Source organism: Frigoribacterium sp. PhB107, from assembly GCF_003751515.1.
GTDB lineage: Bacteria > Actinomycetota > Actinomycetes > Actinomycetales > Microbacteriaceae > Frigoribacterium.
The window spans coordinates 908,169-926,721 of sequence record NZ_RJKU01000001.1; the positions used below are offsets into that span (position 1 = coordinate 908,169).

The following is an 18,553-nucleotide window of genomic DNA, read 5'->3' on the forward strand; positions in this document are numbered from 1 at the left end:
CCCTGCGCGCTGCCAGATCGGAGCACCATGTCCACGAAGCTCGAGAAGGGCGCCGCGGCGCCTTCGTTCACCCTCGACGACGAGTCGGGCGCGCCCGTCTCCCTGTCGGACTTCGTGGGTCGCAAGGTGATCGTGTACTTCTACCCGGCGGCGTCGACGCCGGGCTGCACGACGCAGGCGTGCGACTTCCGCGACAACATCAACTCGTTGGCGGGCTCGGGTTACCAGGTGCTGGGCGTGTCGAAGGACGCTCCGGAGGCGCTCCGCCGGTTCAAGGACGAGCAGGGCCTGAACTTCCCCCTGCTGTCCGACCCGGAGCTGACGGTGCACCAGGAGTACGGCGCCTGGGGCGAGAAGAACAACTACGGCCGCGTCGTCACCGGCACGATCCGGTCGACGTTCGTGCTCGACGAGCAGGGCGTGGTGCAGCTCCCGTTGTACAACGTGAAGGCGACGGGCCACGTGGCCTCGCTGCGGAAGAAGCTCGGCCTCGACTGAGCCTCCCCGACGACGCCTCGCCCCGCCGCGCCCCTTCAGTAGGTGCGAGGCGGGGCGTCGTCACGTGCGGAGGTCACGGCGACGACGCTGGGGACGAGCAGCAGCACCACGACGAGCACGGCGGGCACGATGAGCCAGAGCCCCACGGAGGGGTTGGCGAAGGTGCCCTGCAGGCTGCCGACGCCGACGGCGATCTGCAGCACCTGCCACACGATCGCGGCTCCCCGGATCCAGCCTCGGCCCCGGAGCGCGCCGACGACGATGGCGCCGAGCCAGACCGTGGCGATGAGAGTGAGCAGCAGGATCGCCGCGGCGGCCGCGTAGGAGTCGGGCTGCACCGTGAGGATCTCGATCAGGAGGTACGCCGTCGCCACGGCGAGCAGCGCAGCCTCGGCCGCGAGCAGCAGGACGAGCAGCCAGAAGAGGGCGGGACGTGACGGTGTCGCAGAACGACCTGTCCTCTCGGGAGGGGTGTCTCCGGACTGCTCGGTCACGCTCGATCCCTCCTGAGAATCCTTGATCTGGCGGTTCCAGTATGCGACCATATTCGAGGTCGAAGTGACGCGTACGTCGTGGTGCGCGCCTCCCAATGAATCGAAGTCTCTCGGCTTTCTTCCCCCCACCGGAACCCGGCGCTTCGACGTGCCCGGTCCAGCACCCAAAGGAGTACCCATCGATGGATTGGCGTGACAAAGCCGCCTGCCTGACCGCTGACCCGGAGCTGTTCTTCCCGGTCGGCAACACGGGCCCCGCTGTGGACCAGATCGACAAGGCCAAGACCGTCTGCGGTCGCTGCACGGTCACGGAGACCTGCCTGCAGTACGCCCTGGAGACCAGTCAGGACTCCGGCGTCTGGGGCGGGCTCAGCGAGGACGAGCGCCGAGCGCTGAAGCGCCGCGCCGCCCGCGCCCGCCGCGCCAGCTAGGCGACGGCAGGACGACCACGAGGCCGGCTCCCCCACGGGGAGCCGGCCTCGTCGTGTCCGGGCCCGCGAGCCGTCACGCCCAGCGCGTCAGGCCTCAGCCGTCAGGACCGGGTCAGCCACCGGAACGGGATCTCGATGGTGACCTCGGTGCCGTTCCCGACGAGCGTGTGCCAGTCGATGGTGCCGCCGAGCTCGCCCTGGATGAGCGTCCGGACGATCTGCGTGCCCAGTCCGGAGCCGACCTTGCCCTCGGGCAGGCCGACGCCGTCGTCGCGCACCTTCACCGTCAGCTGCTCGTCGTCCCGTTCGGCCGAGATCTCGACGACCCCGTCGCGACCGTCGAGGCCGTGCTCGACGGCGTTGGTCACGAGCTCGGTGAGCGCCAGCGCCAAGGGGGTCGCGTACTCGCTCGGGAGCGCGCCGAAGCTGCCGGTCCTGGTGGGTCGCACGGTGGTGGCGTGGCTCGACGCCACCTCGGTGATCAACATGAGGACCCGGTCGAAGACCGTGTCGAAGTCCACGTTCTGGCTGAGCCCCTCGGACAGGGTGTCGTGCACGACGGCGATGGAGGCCACACGGCGCATGGCCTGGGTCAGGGCCTCGCGGGCCACGTCCGTGTGCGTCCGTCGGGCCTGGATCCGCAGCAGCGACGCGACGGTCTGCAGGTTGTTCTTGACGCGGTGGTGGATCTCGCGGATCGTCGCGTCCTTCGTGATGAGCTCGCGCTCCTGGTGACGCAGCTCGGTGACGTCGCGGCAGAGCACGACGGCGCCCACGCGCTCGCCCTTGTCGCGCAGCGGGATGGCACGCAACGAGACCGTCACGCCTCGCGCCTCGATGTCGGTGCGCCACGGCGCCCGCCCCGTGACGACGAGCGGGAGCGACTCGTCGATGACGAGCTTGCCCTGCAGCAGCCCGGTCGTCACCTCGGCCAGCGACTCGCCCTCGAGCTCGCCGGCGAAGCCCATCCGGTTGAACGCCGACAGGCCGTTCGGGCTCGCGAAGGTGACCATGCCGTCGACGTCGAGGCGGAGCAGGCCGTCGGAGGCGCGGGGGGCGCCCCGTCGAGGGCCGGTCGGGGCCCCGAGATCGGGGAAGTCCCCCGCGGCGATCATCGCGAACAGGTCGTTGCTGCACTGGTTGAAGGTGAGCTCCTGACGGCTCGGCGTGCGCGCCTCGCTCAGGTTCGTGTGTCGCGTGATCACCGCGATGGGCGCCTCCGTCACGTCGGGACGGCTCGCGCCGAGGCGACGGAGGACGGGCACGGCCCGGACGCGGGTGGGGGTCTCCTCGTACCAGTCGGGCGCCGCCGAGTCGACGATGCGCGTCGTCTCGAAGGCCTGCTGGATCTGGGAGCGCCACTCGGGGCGCACCTCCTGGCCGACGAAGTCGCGGTAGAAGAGCGTGGCCGAGCTCGAGGGCCGCGCGTGCGCGACGGCGACGTAGCTGTCGGTGTCCGTGGGGACCCACAGCACCATGTCGGCGAAGGCGAGGTCGGCGAGCAGCTGCCAGTCGCCGACCAGCAGGTGCAGCCACTCGACGTCGGCCTCGCTGGAGCGGCCCTGGGCGAGAACGAGATCACTGAGCGTCGACACCCGCCCAGTCTAGGTCGACCTCCGCCGACCGTCGGCCGTCGGCCGTCGGCCGTGGGCCGCGCGCCCGTCCCGCGTCCACGACTTGTCCACAGCCGCGGCAGGTCGGGACAGACCCGTCTGCACATGTCATATGTTGAACGCCACACCACCGACGAAAGTCCGAGCCCCATGACTCCCCCTCTCGCCCTCCTGTCATCCGAGCCCGACGAGCCACGTGGGCTGGACGAGCCCGAACGACGGACGGACGGGCCTCACCGTCCTGCCGAGCTGTTCCTCGTCGAGCCGCTCCCCCCGGAGCCGCTCCCCCCAGAATCGCTCCCCTCAGAATCGCTCCCCCCGGAGCAGACGGCTCCGCCCGAGCCGGAGCTCGACCCGGGACTGGCCGCCGAGGGCCTCGCCCGCTCGGTGCTCGAGGTGCTCGCCGGCGCTCGTGACCTCCAACAGCTGACCCGCTGGGTCACGGCCGAGGTCCACGCCGTGCTTCGCGCCCGGGTCCAGCTTTCCACCCGGGCGCGCTCCGTGCTCGCCGACCGACCCATCCGGCCCGTCCTCCGGATCGGCACGGTGACGGTCGCCCGTCCCGTTCCGGGTGTCGCCGAGACGGTCGTGGTCGTGCACGGTCGGGGTCGCGCGCGGGCCGTCGCGATCCGGCTGGAGATCGTCTGCGGGCGCTGGCAGGCGAGCGCGCTGCACATCCTCTGACCAGCACAGCCTCTGACGAGCACAGCCTCCGACCGGCACCACGGCACCCCGCCGACGCGCAGACGGCGACGGGGCCGCCCACCGGAGGTGAGCGGCCCCGTCAGGGTCGTGTCGGCAGGGACGTGCCGGCGTCGTCAGGCGTTCTTCTTGCCCGCCGCCCGACGCTCCGCACGGTTGACGGGCGAACCGGCCGCCTCGCCGCCCTGCGCCTGGCCGAAGGCCCCGCGGGCAGCCGGTTTGGACGTGGTCGTCGCCTGCGCGGCCGCGACCTCGGGATCGTCGCCGCGCTCGGCGTCGTCCTGGGCCTTCTGCGCCTTGGCCGTCGCGGCCTGCTCGAGGCGCCCGCGCTGATCGCGGACCTCGACCTCGCCCGCGATGTTCGGAGCGGAGTACTCGAGCTTCGACTGCTGCTTCTCGCCGTCGAGGCCCTTGGCGGCGATGACGGGGGTCTCCGCGGCGCCGACCTGGGACTGGACCTCGACCTCGAGGTTGAACAGGAACCCGACCGACTCCTCGCGGATCTGGCCCATCATGCTCTGGAAGAGCGCGTAGCCCTCGCGCTGGTACTCGACCAGCGGGTCGCGCTGGGCCATGGCCCGCAGGCCGATGCCGTCCTTGAGGTAGTCCATCTCGTACAGGTGGTCGCGCCAGCGCCGGTCGATGACCGACAGCACGACGCGGCGCTCGAGCTCGCGCATCGCGGGCTCGCCCAGAGCTTCCTCGCGGGCTCCGTAGGCGACCTTGGCGTCGGAGAGGATCTCCTGGCCGAGGAAGTCGCGCGTCGCCTTGCCCTTGGAGCCTGCCTCGGTGATGACCTCGTCGATGGTGATCGAGATGGGCCACAGGGTCCGCAGCTCGGTCCAGAGCGCGTCGAGGTCCCAGTCGTCGGGGCTGCCCTCCCCCGTGTGCTGGTCGATGACCTCGTTGACGACGTCCTCGAGGAACCGCTGCGAGCGGTCCTGCAGGTCGTCGCCCTCGAGGATGTGTCGACGGTCGCCGTAGATGGCCTCACGCTGACGGTTGAGGACGTCGTCGTACTTGAGGACGTTCTTGCGGATCTCGGCGTTGCGCGACTCGACCTGCGACTGGGCGGACCGGATGGCACGCCCGACGATCTTGTTCTCGATCGCGAGGTCGTCCGGCACGTTGCCGCGGCCCATCAGCGACTCGGCGGCGCCCGAGTTGAACAGGCGCATCAGGTCGTCCGTGAGCGACAGGTAGAACCGGCTCTCGCCCGGGTCGCCCTGTCGGCCGCTGCGTCCGCGCAGCTGGTTGTCGATGCGTCGCGACTCGTGGCGCTCCGTGCCGAGCACGTAGAGACCGCCGGCCTCGATCACCTTCTCGGCCTCGGTGGCGACCTCGGCCTTCTTGGCCGCGAAGACGTCGTCCCAGGCGGCCTCGTACTCGTCCGGCGTGTCGGAGGGGCTGAGGCCCTTCGTGTTCATCTCCGCGACGGCGAGGAACTCGGCGTTGCCGCCCAGCATGATGTCGGTGCCTCGACCGGCCATGTTCGTCGCGACCGTGACCGAGCCGAAGCGACCGGCCTGGGCGACGATCGCCGCCTCCCTGGCGTGGTTCTTGGCGTTCAGCACCTCGTGCTTGACGCCGCGCTTCGCGAGGAGGCGGGACAGGTACTCGCTCTTCTCGACGCTCGTGGTGCCGACCAGCACGGGCTGGCCCTTCTCGTGGCGCTCCACGATGTCCTCGGCGACCTGCTCGAACTTGGCGGTCTCGTTCTTGTAGACGAGGTCGGTCTGGTCGATGCGCTGCATCGACTTGTTCGTGGGGATGGGGACGACGCCGAGCTTGTAGGTGCTCATGAACTCGGCGGCCTCGGTCTCGGCCGTTCCCGTCATGCCCGAGAGCTTCTTGTAGAGCCGGAAGTAGTTCTGCAGGGTGACGGTCGCGAGCGTCTGGTTCTCCGCCTTGACCTCCACCCCCTCCTTGGCCTCGATGGCCTGGTGGATGCCCTCGTTGTAGCGGCGGCCGCTGAGGATGCGGCCGGTGTGCTCGTCGACGATGAGCACCTCGCCGTTGATCACGACGTAGTCCTTGTCGCGCTTGAAGAGCGCGCTCGCCTTGATGGAGTTGTTGAGGAACGAGATGAGAGGGGTGTTGGCCGACTCGTAGAGGTTGTCGATGCCGAGGTAGTCCTCGACCTTCTCGATGCCGGGCTCGAGCACGCCGACGGTGCGCTTCTTCTCGTCGACCTCGTAGTCGGTGCCGGCGACGAGGCGCTTCGAGATCGTCGCGAACTCGGCGAACCAGCGGTTGGCCTCGCCCGAGGCGGGACCCGAGATGATGAGGGGCGTCCTCGCCTCGTCGATGAGGATCGAGTCGACCTCGTCGACCACGGCGAAGAAGTGGCCGCGCTGGACCATGTCCTGCGACTGCCACGCCATGTTGTCGCGCAGGTAGTCGAAGCCGAACTCGTTGTTCGTGCCGTAGGTGATGTCGGCCGCGTACTGCTCGCGGCGCTCGGCCGGCGTCTGTCCGGCGAGGATGCAGCCGGTCGTCATGCCGAGGGCACGGAAGACACGGCCCATCAGCTCGGACTGGTAGCTCGCGAGGAAGTCGTTGACGGTGATGATGTGCACGCCGCGCGAGGCGATCGCGTTGAGGTAGGCGGCGGTCGTGGCGACCAGCGTCTTGCCCTCACCGGTCTTCATCTCGGCGATGTTGCCGAGGTGGAGCGCCGCGCCGCCCATCAGCTGGACGTCGAAGTGGCGCATGCCGAGGGTCCGCTTCGCGGCCTCCCGGACGGCGGCGAAGGCCTCGGGCAGGAGGTCGTCGAGCGACTCGCCGCCCGCGTAGCGCTCGCGCAGCTCGACGGTCTCGTTCTTGAGCTCGTCGTCCGTGAGCGTCGTGAAGTCGTCCTCGAGCTCGTTGACGGCCGAGGCGTACGCCTTGAGCCTGCGGAGTGTGCGCCCTTCACCGACGCGGAGGACCTTCTCTAGGACGTTGGCCAACGGATGCTCCCTGGTTCTGGACGTGTCCGTCCCCTCGCGGGACGGTCACGGAATGGTGACAAGACTAGCGGCCACCGCCCTGGGAGGAGGAGGGAGGACCGGCGTGGTCCTCCCCTCCTCCCCCGAGGCGTGGCCGCCTGGGTCGACGCCGCGGTGGGGCGTCGGCCGCGTCAGCCGGCGAAGCCCGCCTTCAGGGCCGTCGCCGCCTCCTGCAGCTCTGGGGCGCTCTGGTCGAGGCCGATGACGCCGTAGTCCCACCCCTTGCGGCGGTAGACGACGCTCGGGCGATCGGTCTCGGAGTCGATGAAGAGGTAGAAGTCGTGGCCCACGAGCTCCATGTAGTACAGGGCGTCGTCGACGGTCATCGGCGTCGACGCGAAGACCTTCTTGCGGATGACGACGGGCGTGTAGACCTCGTCCTCTTCTTCGGCCACCTCGCCCTGCACGGTCGGGACGCTGCCCGTGCGGACCGCGTCGAGGGTCTCGGCGGCGGCCGGGACCACCCCGAGGGTGCTGAAGTCGGCGCTCGAGGCCTCCTGCAGCGACGTGGGCCTGTGCTGGCCCCGGTGCACCTTCTTGCGGTCCTTCGCCCGGCGTATCCGCTCGAGCAGCCGCGCGACAGCGAGGTCGAAGGCGACGTACTTGTCGCCTCCCGTCGACTCGGCCCGCACGAGCGGGCCCGGGCCGATGAGGGTGAGCTCGACGCGGTCGTCGCCGGCCTGTCCGCTCGCCTTCTCGTTGTGGCGCGAGACCTTGATCTCGAGCGCCAGAGCCTTGGTGGCGAGCTGCGCCACCTTGTCGGCCTTGTCAGTGGCGTAGTCGCGGAAACGATCGGTGATGCCGACGTTTCGACCCGTGACGGAAATTTCCATGACGACCTCCTATGGCTATCGACGTGCCGCCTGTCAGCCAGGCGGATGTCCTTTCACGCCTTTGCCCCACCGTAGCCAGGTCGACGCCTCCCTGTCACCTCCCGTCCACCCGCGCGTCGCCCTGGGGCGGCCGCGAGCCCGGCCTGGAGGCGTCACGACGCGGCGTGCGAGGCGAGCGGCGTCGACGCGAGGCAGACCGCGGCGACCACCTCGGCGCCCGCGTCCTCGAGTGCCCTCCGCGCCTCCTGCACAGTGCTCCCCGTCGTGAGGACGTCGTCGAGGACGACCACCCGGTGCCCCGTCAGGTCGACGCGGCAGCGCAGGCTGCCCCGACGGGCACGGGCGCGCTGTTCGCGGTCCAGGCGCTTCTGGGACGACGAACGACCGGGCCGGACGACGAGGACGCCCGGGGACGCGGACACCCTCGCGGCCCGTGCGAGGGTCGTCACCGGGTCCCACCCCCGGCGCCGCCGCCCCGACGGGGACGGCGGCACGGCGACCAGCGCCGTCGGAGGGGAGCCTGCGGGCAGGGCGACCTCCACCGCCGCACGCAGGGCCGGGCCGAGCTCGGCCGCGAGCCTCAGCCGGCCGCGTTGCTTGTACGCCAGGACGGCCTCGCGGACCTCGAACTCGTACCGGAGCGCCGTGACGACGCGGAGGCCGGCGTGCACCGCCTCGACGGGCCGGGGGCGCAGGAGGAGGCGGCAGCTGTCGCAGACCTCGAGGTCGGGGGCGCCGCAGCCGGCGCAGCTGACGGGCGACACCGCGGCCAGGGCACCCCGGAGGGCCACGGCGATGGCGGGACGGAGGACGAGCGGCACCTCCCCAGCCTGGCCGCGTCGCGAGGCCGTCCCCTGCCGGACCGGCCGCGGACGGGGACGGCGTCGCGACGACCTGCCCCGGGGAGGGACGACGCCCCCGGCCGACCGCTCAGCGCTGGGTCGCGAGCAGGTCCGCCACGACGCCCGTGTCCTGCCAGCTGCTCCCCCGGGGCTCGAGCACCGAGCCCTCCGCCGTCAGCACGCGCAGGCTCGAGGACCCGTTCCCGCCGACGATGGTCGTGGCGCTCCCCGAGGGCTGCCCCGACCCCGCGGACGCCCCGCCCACCTCGGCGAGCGAGACGAGCGAGCCCTCACCCGTGTCGGTCAGGGAGGCGACCGTCAGCTGGTCGGCCCACGTCGCGTCGACGGGGCGGCCCGTCGGCGCCGCCAGCTCGACCGGGGGGCCGAGCGCCGTCGGCACGCCGCGGGAGTCACGCAGCAGGGCGACGACGAGGAGGCGGGACTCGCCCTGGTCGTCGAGCAGCACGAGCGCCCTGGCCCCGTCCCGCGACACCCGGAACGCCACGACGGCCGACCCGGCGGGCAGCGTGGACGTGACGGCGTGGGGCACCCCGTCCGCACCGGTAGCCGTGACGGCCCGGGCGTCGTCGACCGGCACCGACCAGACCCAGCCGGCGTCGTCGAGGGTCGGCGGGGCCAGCCCTGCGCGTCCGTCGACGAGCAGGCTCGACCCGTCCGCTCCCACACGCAGGGCGCCGCGGTCCGTCCCGACGACGACGACGGACAGGTCCGCCGACGCCTCGGCCGAGGTCGGGGCCAGGGCGCCGACGACGGGGCCGAGCCCGGGCAGGGGGCTGACCGACGAACGGGAGGCGAACCCGAGCACCCCGTCGGCGACCACCAGGGGCCGCGCGTCGACCGTGGGGTCGCGAAGGGGCGCCGCCCCGCCCAGGTCGGGCACATCGAGGACGGTCGACTCGACGCTGAGGTCGACCGCCGTGATGGTCGAGAGCGTCGAGAAGCTCGCCAGCAGCTGGGCCTGCATGCGCGCGCGGGCGGTGTCCGAGGCCGAGAGGGCGTCGCTCGTGAGGTCGACCCTGGCGGTGCCGTCGTCGACGGTGATCGCGGTCAGCGAGAGCTGCGTGCCCTCGGGGAACGCGGAGACCACCGCGCCCTGCAGCCAGGTCGACGGCCCGTCGAGGAGCGCCGAGGCGATGCGCGTGCTCGTCGACGACCGGGCGAGGAACCACCGCTGGTCGGGCACGAGGTACCGGAACGAGGGGTCGTAGAAGTAGACCGCGTGCGCCCGGAAGATCGACTGGAACGTGGCAGGGTTCAGCACCGTGCCGTCCGGGGCGTCGCTGATCCGCCACTGGCCGTCCTCCTGCACGAACGAGTAGCCGAGGCTGGTGGGCACGGAGGTGGTGGCAGGGACGTAGTGGCCGCCGCCGTCGAGGGTGGCCGTCGCCGTGAACGCGTACTCGAGCTCGTCCTCGCCGACGCGCGTCGTGGCGCCGCCGCCCGGCCGGACGGTGACGCTCGCGCGCGCGTCCCAGGCGTCGGCGAAGCCGGCCGAGAGGTACTCGCGCGCGACCGCGTAGTTGTCCTGCGGGCCCGTGCCCGCCGAGATGAAGTCCCGGAGGATGCGCTCCTGCGAGCTGTCGGCCACCGGGCCCTTCGGCGTGTACACGACGTCGCTGGGGACGTCGGCCGTGATGGGGTCGCCCTCCTGCACCGGGCCGCTGTCGGGGATGGAGGCGCAGCCCGCGAGCACCGTCGCCACGAGGACGACGCCGGCCACGAGGGCGCGCAGGCGGTCACGTCCTCGCACGGCGCACCTCCTCGTCGCCGTCCGGGGCCGGTCGGGTCGCCGTCGCCTCGGGGAACGCGCCCGCCCAGGGCTCCGAGTCGTGGCCGGCCAGGTCGTCCGCGTCGCGCGGCACCACGGCCAGGGGCGAGGAGGTGGTGGCCGCGCCCGCCACGCGCGGCAGCGTCACGACGAAGCGGCTGCCCTCGCCCAGCCTCGACCACACCTCGAGGCGCCCGCCGTGCAGGACGGCGTCCTCCAGGCTGATGGCGAGCCCGAGGCCGGTGCCGCCGATCGTCCGGCGACGGGACGGGTCGGCCCGCCAGAAGCGGTCGAACACCCGCTCGACGTCGCCCTGGCGCATCCCGACCCCGTGGTCGCGCACGGCGACGGCGACGGACTCGGCGTCGCTGTCGACCTCGACCTCGATCGGCCCGCCCTCACCGTGCTCGATCGCGTTGCCGAGCAGGTTGCGCAGGATGCGGCGCAGCCGCCGCGGATCGACCTCGGCCTCGAGGTAGCCGCCCCGCGCGTCGATGACGACCACGCTGCCGGCCTCGGCGGCCAGCGGCTCGAACTCGGCCACGCCGTCCTCGACGAGCGTGGCGACGGTGGTGCTCTCGACGTCGAGCTCGACCGCGCCCGCGTCGAAGCGCGAGATCTCGAGCAGGTCGGCCAGCAGCAGCTCGAAGCGGTCGACCTGCGTGTGCAGCAGCTCGGCCGTGCGCGCCGTGGACGGGGTGAACGAGCCGCGCTGGTCGTAGAGCACGTCGCCGGCGAGGCGGATCGTCGTGAGCGGGGTGCGCAGCTCGTGCGACACGTCGCTGACGAACCGCTGCTGCACCCGCGACAGCTCGGCCAGCTGCGAGATCTGCCGTTGCATCCCGTCCGCCATGCCGTTGAACGAGCGCCCCAGGGTGGCGATGACGTCCTGGCCCTTCTCGGGGATGCGCTGGTCGAGGTCGCCCGCCGCGATGGCCTGGCTCGTCTCGGCCGCGACGCGCACGGGGCGGACGACCGTCCGGGCGACGACGTAGGTGATGACGCCGATCAGGACGACGAGCGCGAGCGAGCCGAGCGCGAGGGTGCGCTGCATCAGCGCCAGCGTCGTCGCGGCGTCGCTCAGGTCGTAGACGAGGTAGAGCTCGTACTGGCCCGCCGTCGGGACCTGGAGGGTGCTGCCGACGACGATGCCGGGCACGGACCCTCCGTCGGCCCGGGGCAGGGCCACGGGCTGCATCGAGAGCGCGCCGGTGTCGGAGGCCACGCGCTCGCGGAGCTCCGGCGTCAGCTCGGCGCCGGGGAAGTCGGGGCTCGCGATGTCCTGCACGGTCTGTGCGGTGGACTGCCCCGGCGTCCTCAGGATCGCGATGCTCGTGCCGCCCGGGCTCGACGTCGAGCCGAGGATGGTGCTCTGGGCCTCGTTCTGCAGGGAGTCGAGCTCGACCTGGTCGGCGTCCTCCGTGGCCGTCGCCGAGTCGAAGATCGACTGGGCGAGGATCGTCGCGCGCTGGGACTCGGACTGCACCTGGTCCCGGCGCTGGTCGTACAGGTTCGCGCTGATGCTGACCGAGATGGACGTGGCAATGATCGAGGCGCCGACCCCGGCGAGCACGACGGTGAGGGCGACCGTGCGGAACTCGAGCGACCGGCGCCACGCCGAGAGGAGGTGGGGGCCGACGTCCCGCCAGGCGGCCCGGCGTCGCCACCAGGCACCGGGGCCGAGCGCACCGACGACGGAGCCCCGCCAGCCCGCGCCCGTGCCCTCGCCCTGCCCGGCCACGACGGGCTGCTAGGCCCCGCCGCCGGCGCGGTAGCCGACGCCGCGGACGGTCGTGACGATGCGCGGCGCGTCCGGGTCGTGCTCGACCTTCGCCCGCAGCCGCTGCACGTGGACGTTGACCAGTCGCGTGTCGGCCTTGTAGTGGTAGCCCCAGACCTGCTCCAGGAGCATCTCGCGGGTGAAGACCTGCTGCGGCTTGGACGCGAGGGCCAGCAACAGCTCGAACTCGAGGGGAGTCAGGGCGATGACGGCGTCGCCGCGACGCACCTCGTGAGCCGCCACGTCCAGTCGAAGGTCGCCGACCGTGAGCACGTCGTTGGTGGGCTCGGTCGGGGGACGCAGGCGCGTCCTGATCCGCGCCACGAGTTCTTTCGGGTTGAAGGGCTTGACGACGTAGTCGTCGGCCCCGCTCTCGAGCCCCCGGACCACGTCGACCGTGTCGCCCTTCGCCGTGAGCATGATGATCGGCACGCCGCTCTCGGCCCGGATCGCCCGGCACACCTCGAGGCCGTCCTTGCCCGGCAGCATCAGGTCGAGCAGCACCAGGTCGGGCGAGGCGTCGCGGAACGCGGCGAGCGCCCCGTCGCCGTCGGCGCAGAAGTGCGGCTCGAACTCGTCGGCCCGGAGCACGATGCCGATCATCTCGGCGAGCGCGGGGTCGTCGTCCACCACCAGGATGCGCGGGGTCATGGTCTCCGTCTTCGGCTGGGCCGCTCGGGTCGCGGCACGTCGACCCAGATTAGTGCAGGAGGCGCGGATCGGCGGCGAAGGAGGCGCAGGTCGGCTGGCACGCCCGCCGCGCCTGTGGAAACATGGGCCCACGAGCGAGGACGACCTCGAGCGCGGACCACCGGGGGAAGCCATGACCGATCCGAACGACTGGGCGGCCCCCGGGGCGCAGGACGCACCCCGCTGGGGCGAGCGGGTCCCGTCCGCGCCTCCCGCTCCTCCGTCGGCTCCGGCCGCCGACGCGGGGCAGCAGTCGCCGGCCTACGGGCAGCAGCCGCCCGCCTACGGACAGCAGCCGCCCGCGTCCGGACAGCAGGCCGCGCCGCAGCCGCAGGGCGGTCCCGGTGCGTGGACGCCGCCTCCTCGTCCGGGTCTGCTGCCGCTCCGTCCCTTCACCTTCGGCGAGATCCTCTCCGCGTCGTTCCAGGTGTTCCGGCGCAACCCGCGCACCACCTTCGGCACCGCCCTGCTCGCGCAGGTCGTGCTGCTCGTGGTGACCGTGGGCGCCGCCGGGGGCAGTGCCTTCTTCGCGTTCTCCCGCGTCGAGTCGGCCCTGCCCGAGGACCGCGACGCGGTGGCGGCGGGGGCCGTCGCCACCGTCGTGCTCGCGACGCTCGTCCCCGTGCTGCTCACGGTGGTCGTCAGCGCCCTGCTGCAGGGGCTCTTCGTGCTCGAGACCTCTCGTCAGCTGCTCGGCGAGCGCCTCCGGCTGGGCGGCCTCTGGACCCTGGCCCGCGGGCGGATCGGCGCGCTGACGGGCTGGTCGGCCCTGCTCACGCTCGCGTACCTGGTCGCCGCCGGCCTCGTGGTCGGCGTCGTGGCGATCGGCGTCGTCGTCGGCACGGGTCCGAGCATCGGCGTCGGCATCGGGGTGGGCGTGCTCCTCGGCCTCGGCCTGCTGGTGCTCGGCGTCTGGCTCACCATCAAGCTGAGCCTCGTGCCGAGCGCCCTCATGCTCGAGCGGATGCCCCTGCGTGCGGCCGTCGCCCGGTCGTGGTCGCTCGTCCGCAGCTCGTTCTGGCGCACCTTCGGCGTCGTCGCGCTCGTCTTCGTGATGATCCAGATCGCGACGCAGGTCGTCACGGCGCCGTTCTCGCTGCTGTTCGGCGTGTTCGGCAGCCTCATCTCGCCCACCGGCGACGTGGACGGCAGCGCGATCGCGGTCGCGGCCGTCGCGTACGTCCTCACCATCGCGGTCAGCGCCGTCGTGACGGCCATCGGCTCCGTCGTCCAGGCCGCCTCCGTCGGCCTCGTCTACGTCGACCGTCGGATGCGGACCGAGGGGCTCGACCTCGAGCTGGTGCGCCACGTCGAGGCCCGCGGCCGCGGCCAGGTCGACCTGCCCGACCCGTGGCGCTCCCCTGCGCAGCAGCAGCCCGGGCAGCAGTTCCCCGCCCACCACCCGCAGCAGCAGGGCCGGCAGCACGGCCCCGACGGCCAGGGCGGGGCACCTCTGCAGTGACGCCGACGACGACCGTGCTGGCCGCCGCCCCTCTCGACCCCGACCCCGACGAGGCGCGCCGGCTGCTGCTGCGCGAGCTGACGGGTCGCGACTACGTCGCGGCCCAGCCCACCTGGCTCGACCGTGCCGCCGACGCCTTCTGGAACTGGCTGAACGGCATCCGCTTCGGCGGGGTCGAGGGGGCGCCCGCCGTGGCCCTCGTGGTCCTGCTCGTCGTCGTGGTCGTCGTCCTCGTGGTGGTGCTCGCCGTCTACGGGGTCCCCCGGCTGAACCGGCGCTCGACGCGCGGACCCGAGCTCTTCGGCGAGGGCGACGACCGGGACGCGGACCGCCTCCGCCGGGCCGCGGCCGAGGCGGCGGCCGCAGGCGACCTCGTGCTCGCCGTCACCGAGTCGTTCCGTGCGCTGGCGCGCGGCCTCGTCGAGCGCGACGTCCTCTCGACGACGCCCGGCACGACCGCCCGCGCGGTCGGCGCCCGGGCGGGGCAGGTGTTCCCCGGCCTCGCCGACCGCCTGGCGTCGGCCGCCGACAGCTTCGACGGCGTGCGCTACCTCGACCGGCCAGGCTCCGAGACCGCCTGGCGCGAGATCAGCGCGCTCGACCTCGAGCTCGAGCGACTCGCCCCCGTGGCCGCCTCGTGACGGCGACGACGCCGACGGTGCGTGCCTCCGCGCGTCGGGCGCGGCCCTGGGTCGCGCTGGCCGTCCTCGCGCTGCTCGGCGCCGTCGCGGCGGTGCTCCTCAGCGGGTCGGGCGCGACGGGCGGCCGGGCGCTCGGCCCCGAGAACCCCGCGCCGTCCGGGACGAAGGCGCTCGTCGAGGTCCTCCGCGACCAGGGCGTGTCCGTCCGTGTCGTGTCGTCGCTCGACCAGGCACGACAGGCCGCCGCGCGTCCGGACACCACCGTGGTCGTCGACGACGCGGGCTCGTACCTCGTCGCCGACCAGTGGAGCGAGCTCGGCGACGCCGCGAGCTCGCTCGTCCTCCTCGCCCCGGGTGCCGCGGCGCTGGACGCGGTCGCTCCCGGCGTCTCCGCGGTCGCCGAGGTCGCCGACGGGGTCCGTGACCTGGGCTGCGACGTGCCCGAGCTGTCGCAGGTCGAGCGAGTCCACGCCGCCGGCCTCGCGTACTCAGCCGCGGGCGTCGACCCCGGTGCGGGCGTCGACGTGACGACCTGCGTCCGCGATCCCGACACGGACGGCTCCGGGCTCGTCGTGCTCGACGACGGCGACCGCCGCGTCACGGTCGTCGGCACGACGACCGCCTTCACGAACGGCACGATCGCCACGGCGGGCGCGGACGACGCCGCCTACGCCCTCGCCGTCCTCGGGCAGTCCGACCAGCTCGTCTGGTACCTCCCCGGCGTCGACGACGTGCCCGAGGGCGCCGGCACCCTCGCGACGCTCACGCCGAGCTGGGTCACGCCCGTGCTGCTCCTGCTCACCGCGACCGCGGTCGCCGCGATGGTCTGGCGGGGTCGCCGGCTCGGACCCCTCGTGGTCGAGCGCATGCCCGTCGTCGTCCGCGCGTCCGAGACGACTGAGGGGCGGGCGAGGCTCTACGAGCGCTCCGGCCAGCGACGGCACGCCCTCGACCAGCTGCGCATCGGGTCGCTCGGCCGCCTCGCCCGCCTGACGGGCCTCTCGTCCACGTCGTCGGTGGACGAGGTGATCGACCGGGTCGCCGGCCTGGTCGGGGCCGATCCCCGTGGGCTCCGGCACGTGCTCGTCGACGCCGACCCTGCCGACGACGCCGAGCTCGTGCGCCTGAGCGACAGCCTGCTCGACCTCGAGCGGGCGACGGCCAGGGCGGCGGCTCCCTCGTGACCGGCGCCGCGCCTCCTCGTCTGCCGGCCGGCCCCTCGCCGGACTGGCCCGGGCCGGACTGCCCCGGGCCGACCTCGCTCCTGACCGCCTCCACCGCCCCTCGCCCTGCGACCACCACCGGGAGAACCGCCGCATGACCACCGAACTCCAGCAGACCTTCGCCCGCGTGCGCACCGAGGTCGGCAAGGCCGTCGTCGCCCAGGACGGCGCCGTCACCGGCCTGATCGTCACCCTGCTCGCCCAGGGCCACGCCCTGCTCGAGGGCGTCCCCGGCGTCGCCAAGACGCTGCTCGTCCGCGCCCTCAGCCACGCCACCTCGCTCGAGACGAACCGAGTGCAGTTCACCCCCGACCTGATGCCCGGCGACATCACCGGCTCGCTCGTCTACGACGCCAAGGCCGGCGAGTTCGAGTTCCGGCCCGGTCCCGTCTTCACCAACATCCTGCTGGCCGACGAGATCAACCGGACGCCCCCCAAGACGCAGTCGGCGCTGCTCGAGGCCATGGAGGAGCGGCAGGTGTCGGTCGACGGCGTCTCGCGTCCGCTCCCCCAGCCGTTCCTCGTCGCCGCGACGATGAACCCGGTCGAGTACGAGGGCACCTACACGCTGCCCGAAGCGCAGCTCGACCGGTTCCTCATGAAGCTGACTCTCGACCTGCCGCCCCGCGACGCCGAGGTCGAGGTGCTCACGCGCCACGCCGCCGGCTTCTCGCCGCGCGACCTGCGCGCCGCGGGCGTGACGCCCGTGCTCGGGCCGGCCGAGCTCGCGCAGGCGCAGGCCGAGGTCGGCCTGGTCGGCGCCTCGCCCGACGTGCTCGCGTACGTCGTCGACCTGGCCCGTGCCACCCGCGAGAGCGCGTCCGTCAAGATCGGCGTCAGCCCCCGCGGCTCGACCGCCCTGCTGTCGGCGAGCAAGGCCTGGGCCTGGCTGACCGGGTTCGACCGCATCACGCCCGACCACGTGCAGGCCATGGCCCTGCCCGTGCTGCGCCACCGCCTGCAGCTGCGACCGGAGGCCGAGCTCGAGGGCGTCGACGCCGACGCCGTGCTGCGCTCGGTGCTGCAGCAGGTGCGGGTCCCGATCTGATCATGGCCGTCACCGGATGGTTCGTCGCGCTCGTCGCGCTCGGCGTCGTGCCGATCGTGGCGACGGGGAGCGCCTGGGCGCTCGTGGGCTGGCTCGTGCTCGTGCTCGCCCTCGGGGCGCTGGACGTCGCGCTGGCCGCCTCGCCGCGCCTCCTGCGGATCCGTCGCGAGCTGCCCGGCCCCGTGCGCCTCGGCGAGGCGACCTCGGCCGAGCTGGTCGTCGTCAACGAAGGCCGCCGCACGCTGCGCGGCGTCGTCCGCGACGCCTGGCAGCCGTCGGCCGGCGCCGCTGTCACGCGCCGTGCGCTCGTCGTCCGGCCCGGTCGTGCCTGGCGCGCCACGACGACGCTCACCCCGTTCCGCCGGGGCGAACGGCGAGCCGAGGAGGTGACGGTCCGGTCGATCGGACCGCTGCGCCTCGCGGGTCGCCAGGCCGGGCACGCCGTCCCCGGCACCGTCCGCGTGCTCCCCCGCTTCTCGTCCCGTCGCCACCTGCCCTCCCGTCTCGCCCGCCTCCGCGAGCTGGACGGGCGCACGAGCGTCATGATCCGGGGCCAGGGCACCGAGTTCGACAGCCTGCGCGAGTACGTCCGCGGCGACGACGTCCGCTCGATCGACTGGCGGGCGACGGCGCGCCGCAGCGACCTGGTCGTCCGCACGTGGCGCCCCGAGCGCGACCGACGCGTGGTGATCGTGGTCGACAGCGGCCGCACCTCGGCTGCGCGCATCGACGACGAGCCGCGGCTCGACACCGCGTTCGAGTCCGCCCTGCTGCTCGGCGCGCTCGCGTCCCGCGCCGGCGACCACGTCGACCTCGTCGTCGTCGACCGACGCGTGCGGGGACGCGTGCAGGGCGCGACCGGAGCCGCCCTGCTGTCGACCATGGTCGAGACGATGGCCCCGATCGAGCCCGAGCTCGTCGAGACCGACTGGTCGACCGTGCCTGCCCTCGTGCGCTCCGTGACCACCCAGCGCTCGCTCGTCGTGCTCGTCACGCCCGTCGACTCCCCCGGCTCGGCGCGCAGCCTGCTCGCCGCCGTGCCGCAGCTGAGCTGGCGGCACCTGGTCGTCGTGGCGTCGGTCACCGATCCCGACCTCGCCGCCGCAGCCGTCACGAGGACGAACCGCGACGAGGTCTACCGCGCCGCCGCCGCGGAGCGTGCCCGGCTCGACGTCGCCCGCGTCGCCGCCGCCCTCGGCCAGGTGGGGGCCGACGTCGTGTCGGGCTCGCCCGCCGACCTGCCGCCGGCGCTGGCCGACCGGTACCTCGCCTACAAGGCCGCCGGCCGCCTCTGACCCGCGCCGCCCCTCCTCGTTCAGCAACGTCGGTCCTGATCCGCGCGACGGGGGGAGGCAGGGTCCTGGATCGTGCACGACTCAGAACCCGGTGCGCCCGAGTTCCTGAGTCCTGGCGACCTGGCCGGGCCCCGGGCCCGGGTCGTCGCGCTCAGCCGGCACAGCGGCCTCCGCTCGCCGTCAGCCGGCACAGCAGCCCCCGCTCGCCGTCAGCCGGCACAG

Annotated in this window: 15 protein-coding genes and 1 pseudogene; 8 read left to right on the forward strand and 8 right to left on the reverse strand. The window is 73.1% G+C overall.

Annotated elements, in window-relative coordinates; translation table 11 throughout:
- Positions 1-27 precede the first annotated feature (27 nt).
- Complete coding sequence (bcp, locus tag EDF18_RS04105) at positions 28-498, forward strand: thioredoxin-dependent thiol peroxidase (protein WP_123546496.1); 471 nt, start codon at positions 28-30, stop codon at positions 496-498.
- A 35-nt stretch (positions 499-533) separates the two neighbouring features.
- Here bcp and EDF18_RS04110 read toward each other — a convergent pair whose 3' ends face one another.
- The gene (locus EDF18_RS04110; protein WP_233568972.1) at positions 534-992 is read right to left on the reverse strand and encodes a hypothetical protein; all 459 of its coding nucleotides are present in this window, start codon (positions 990-992) and stop codon (positions 534-536) included.
- 182 nt (positions 993-1,174) lie between these two features.
- Between EDF18_RS04110 and EDF18_RS04115 the strand changes: the two genes are divergently transcribed.
- A complete protein-coding gene (locus EDF18_RS04115) occupies positions 1,175-1,423 on the forward strand; it encodes a WhiB family transcriptional regulator (protein ID WP_055796236.1) in 249 nt (82 codons plus the stop codon).
- Positions 1,424-1,524: 101 nt separating this feature from the next.
- On the opposite strand, the gene EDF18_RS04120 is transcribed toward EDF18_RS04115, so the two are convergent.
- Positions 1,525-3,018: a sensor histidine kinase gene (locus EDF18_RS04120; protein ID WP_123546497.1), complete on the reverse strand. Its 1,494-nt coding sequence runs from the start codon at positions 3,016-3,018 to the stop codon at positions 1,525-1,527.
- 168 nt (positions 3,019-3,186) lie between these two features.
- Between EDF18_RS04120 and EDF18_RS04125 the strand changes: the two genes are divergently transcribed.
- The gene (locus tag EDF18_RS04125) at positions 3,187-3,720 is read left to right on the forward strand and encodes an Rv3235 family protein (RefSeq protein ID WP_123546498.1); all 534 of its coding nucleotides are present in this window, start codon (positions 3,187-3,189) and stop codon (positions 3,718-3,720) included.
- A gap of 316 nt (positions 3,721-4,036) precedes the next feature.
- On the opposite strand, the pseudogene secA reads toward EDF18_RS04125, so the two are convergent.
- From secA to mtrA, 6 genes and pseudogenes are all read right to left on the reverse strand, one after another.
- A pseudogene (gene secA, locus EDF18_RS04130) lies at positions 4,037-6,689 on the reverse strand (preprotein translocase subunit SecA); the annotation flags it as partial.
- A gap of 170 nt (positions 6,690-6,859) precedes the next feature.
- Positions 6,860-7,561 carry a ribosome hibernation-promoting factor, HPF/YfiA family gene (gene hpf, locus EDF18_RS04135; RefSeq protein WP_123546500.1) on the reverse strand — a complete coding sequence of 234 codons (702 nt, stop codon included), beginning with the start codon at positions 7,559-7,561 and terminating at the stop codon, positions 6,860-6,862.
- A gap of 152 nt (positions 7,562-7,713) precedes the next feature.
- A complete protein-coding gene (locus tag EDF18_RS04140) occupies positions 7,714-8,382 on the reverse strand; it encodes a ComF family protein (protein ID WP_123546501.1) in 669 nt (222 codons plus the stop codon).
- A 109-nt stretch (positions 8,383-8,491) separates the two neighbouring features.
- Positions 8,492-10,174: an LpqB family beta-propeller domain-containing protein gene (locus EDF18_RS04145; RefSeq protein WP_123546502.1), complete on the reverse strand. Its 1,683-nt coding sequence runs from the start codon at positions 10,172-10,174 to the stop codon at positions 8,492-8,494.
- A complete protein-coding gene (gene mtrB / locus EDF18_RS04150) occupies positions 10,161-11,933 on the reverse strand; it encodes an MtrAB system histidine kinase MtrB (protein WP_123546503.1) in 1,773 nt (590 codons plus the stop codon). The genes EDF18_RS04145 and mtrB overlap by 14 nt, the downstream gene beginning before the upstream one ends.
- A gap of 9 nt (positions 11,934-11,942) precedes the next feature.
- A complete protein-coding gene (gene mtrA / locus EDF18_RS04155) occupies positions 11,943-12,623 on the reverse strand; it encodes an MtrAB system response regulator MtrA (RefSeq protein WP_123546504.1) in 681 nt (226 codons plus the stop codon).
- Between the two features lie 172 nt (positions 12,624-12,795).
- Between mtrA and EDF18_RS04160 the strand changes: the two genes are divergently transcribed.
- The 5 genes from EDF18_RS04160 (at position 12,796) to EDF18_RS04180 (ending at position 18,331) form a co-directional block, all read left to right on the forward strand.
- Positions 12,796-14,124 (forward strand): hypothetical protein, encoded by a 1,329-nt coding sequence (locus EDF18_RS04160; RefSeq protein ID WP_123546505.1) that lies wholly within the window; start codon positions 12,796-12,798, stop codon positions 14,122-14,124.
- A complete protein-coding gene (locus EDF18_RS04165; RefSeq protein ID WP_123546506.1) occupies positions 14,121-14,765 on the forward strand; it encodes a DUF4129 domain-containing protein in 645 nt (214 codons plus the stop codon). The genes EDF18_RS04160 and EDF18_RS04165 overlap by 4 nt, the downstream gene beginning before the upstream one ends.
- Positions 14,762-15,949 (forward strand): DUF4350 domain-containing protein, encoded by a 1,188-nt coding sequence (locus EDF18_RS04170; protein WP_123546507.1) that lies wholly within the window; start codon positions 14,762-14,764, stop codon positions 15,947-15,949. The genes EDF18_RS04165 and EDF18_RS04170 overlap by 4 nt, the downstream gene beginning before the upstream one ends.
- Before the next feature lie 133 nt (positions 15,950-16,082).
- Entirely contained in the window at positions 16,083-17,036 is a 954-nt protein-coding gene (locus tag EDF18_RS04175) for a MoxR family ATPase (protein ID WP_123546508.1), read from the forward strand.
- A 2-nt stretch (positions 17,037-17,038) separates the two neighbouring features.
- Positions 17,039-18,331 (forward strand): DUF58 domain-containing protein, encoded by a 1,293-nt coding sequence (locus tag EDF18_RS04180; protein WP_123546509.1) that lies wholly within the window; start codon positions 17,039-17,041, stop codon positions 18,329-18,331.
- The last annotated feature ends 222 nt before the right edge of the window (positions 18,332-18,553 follow it).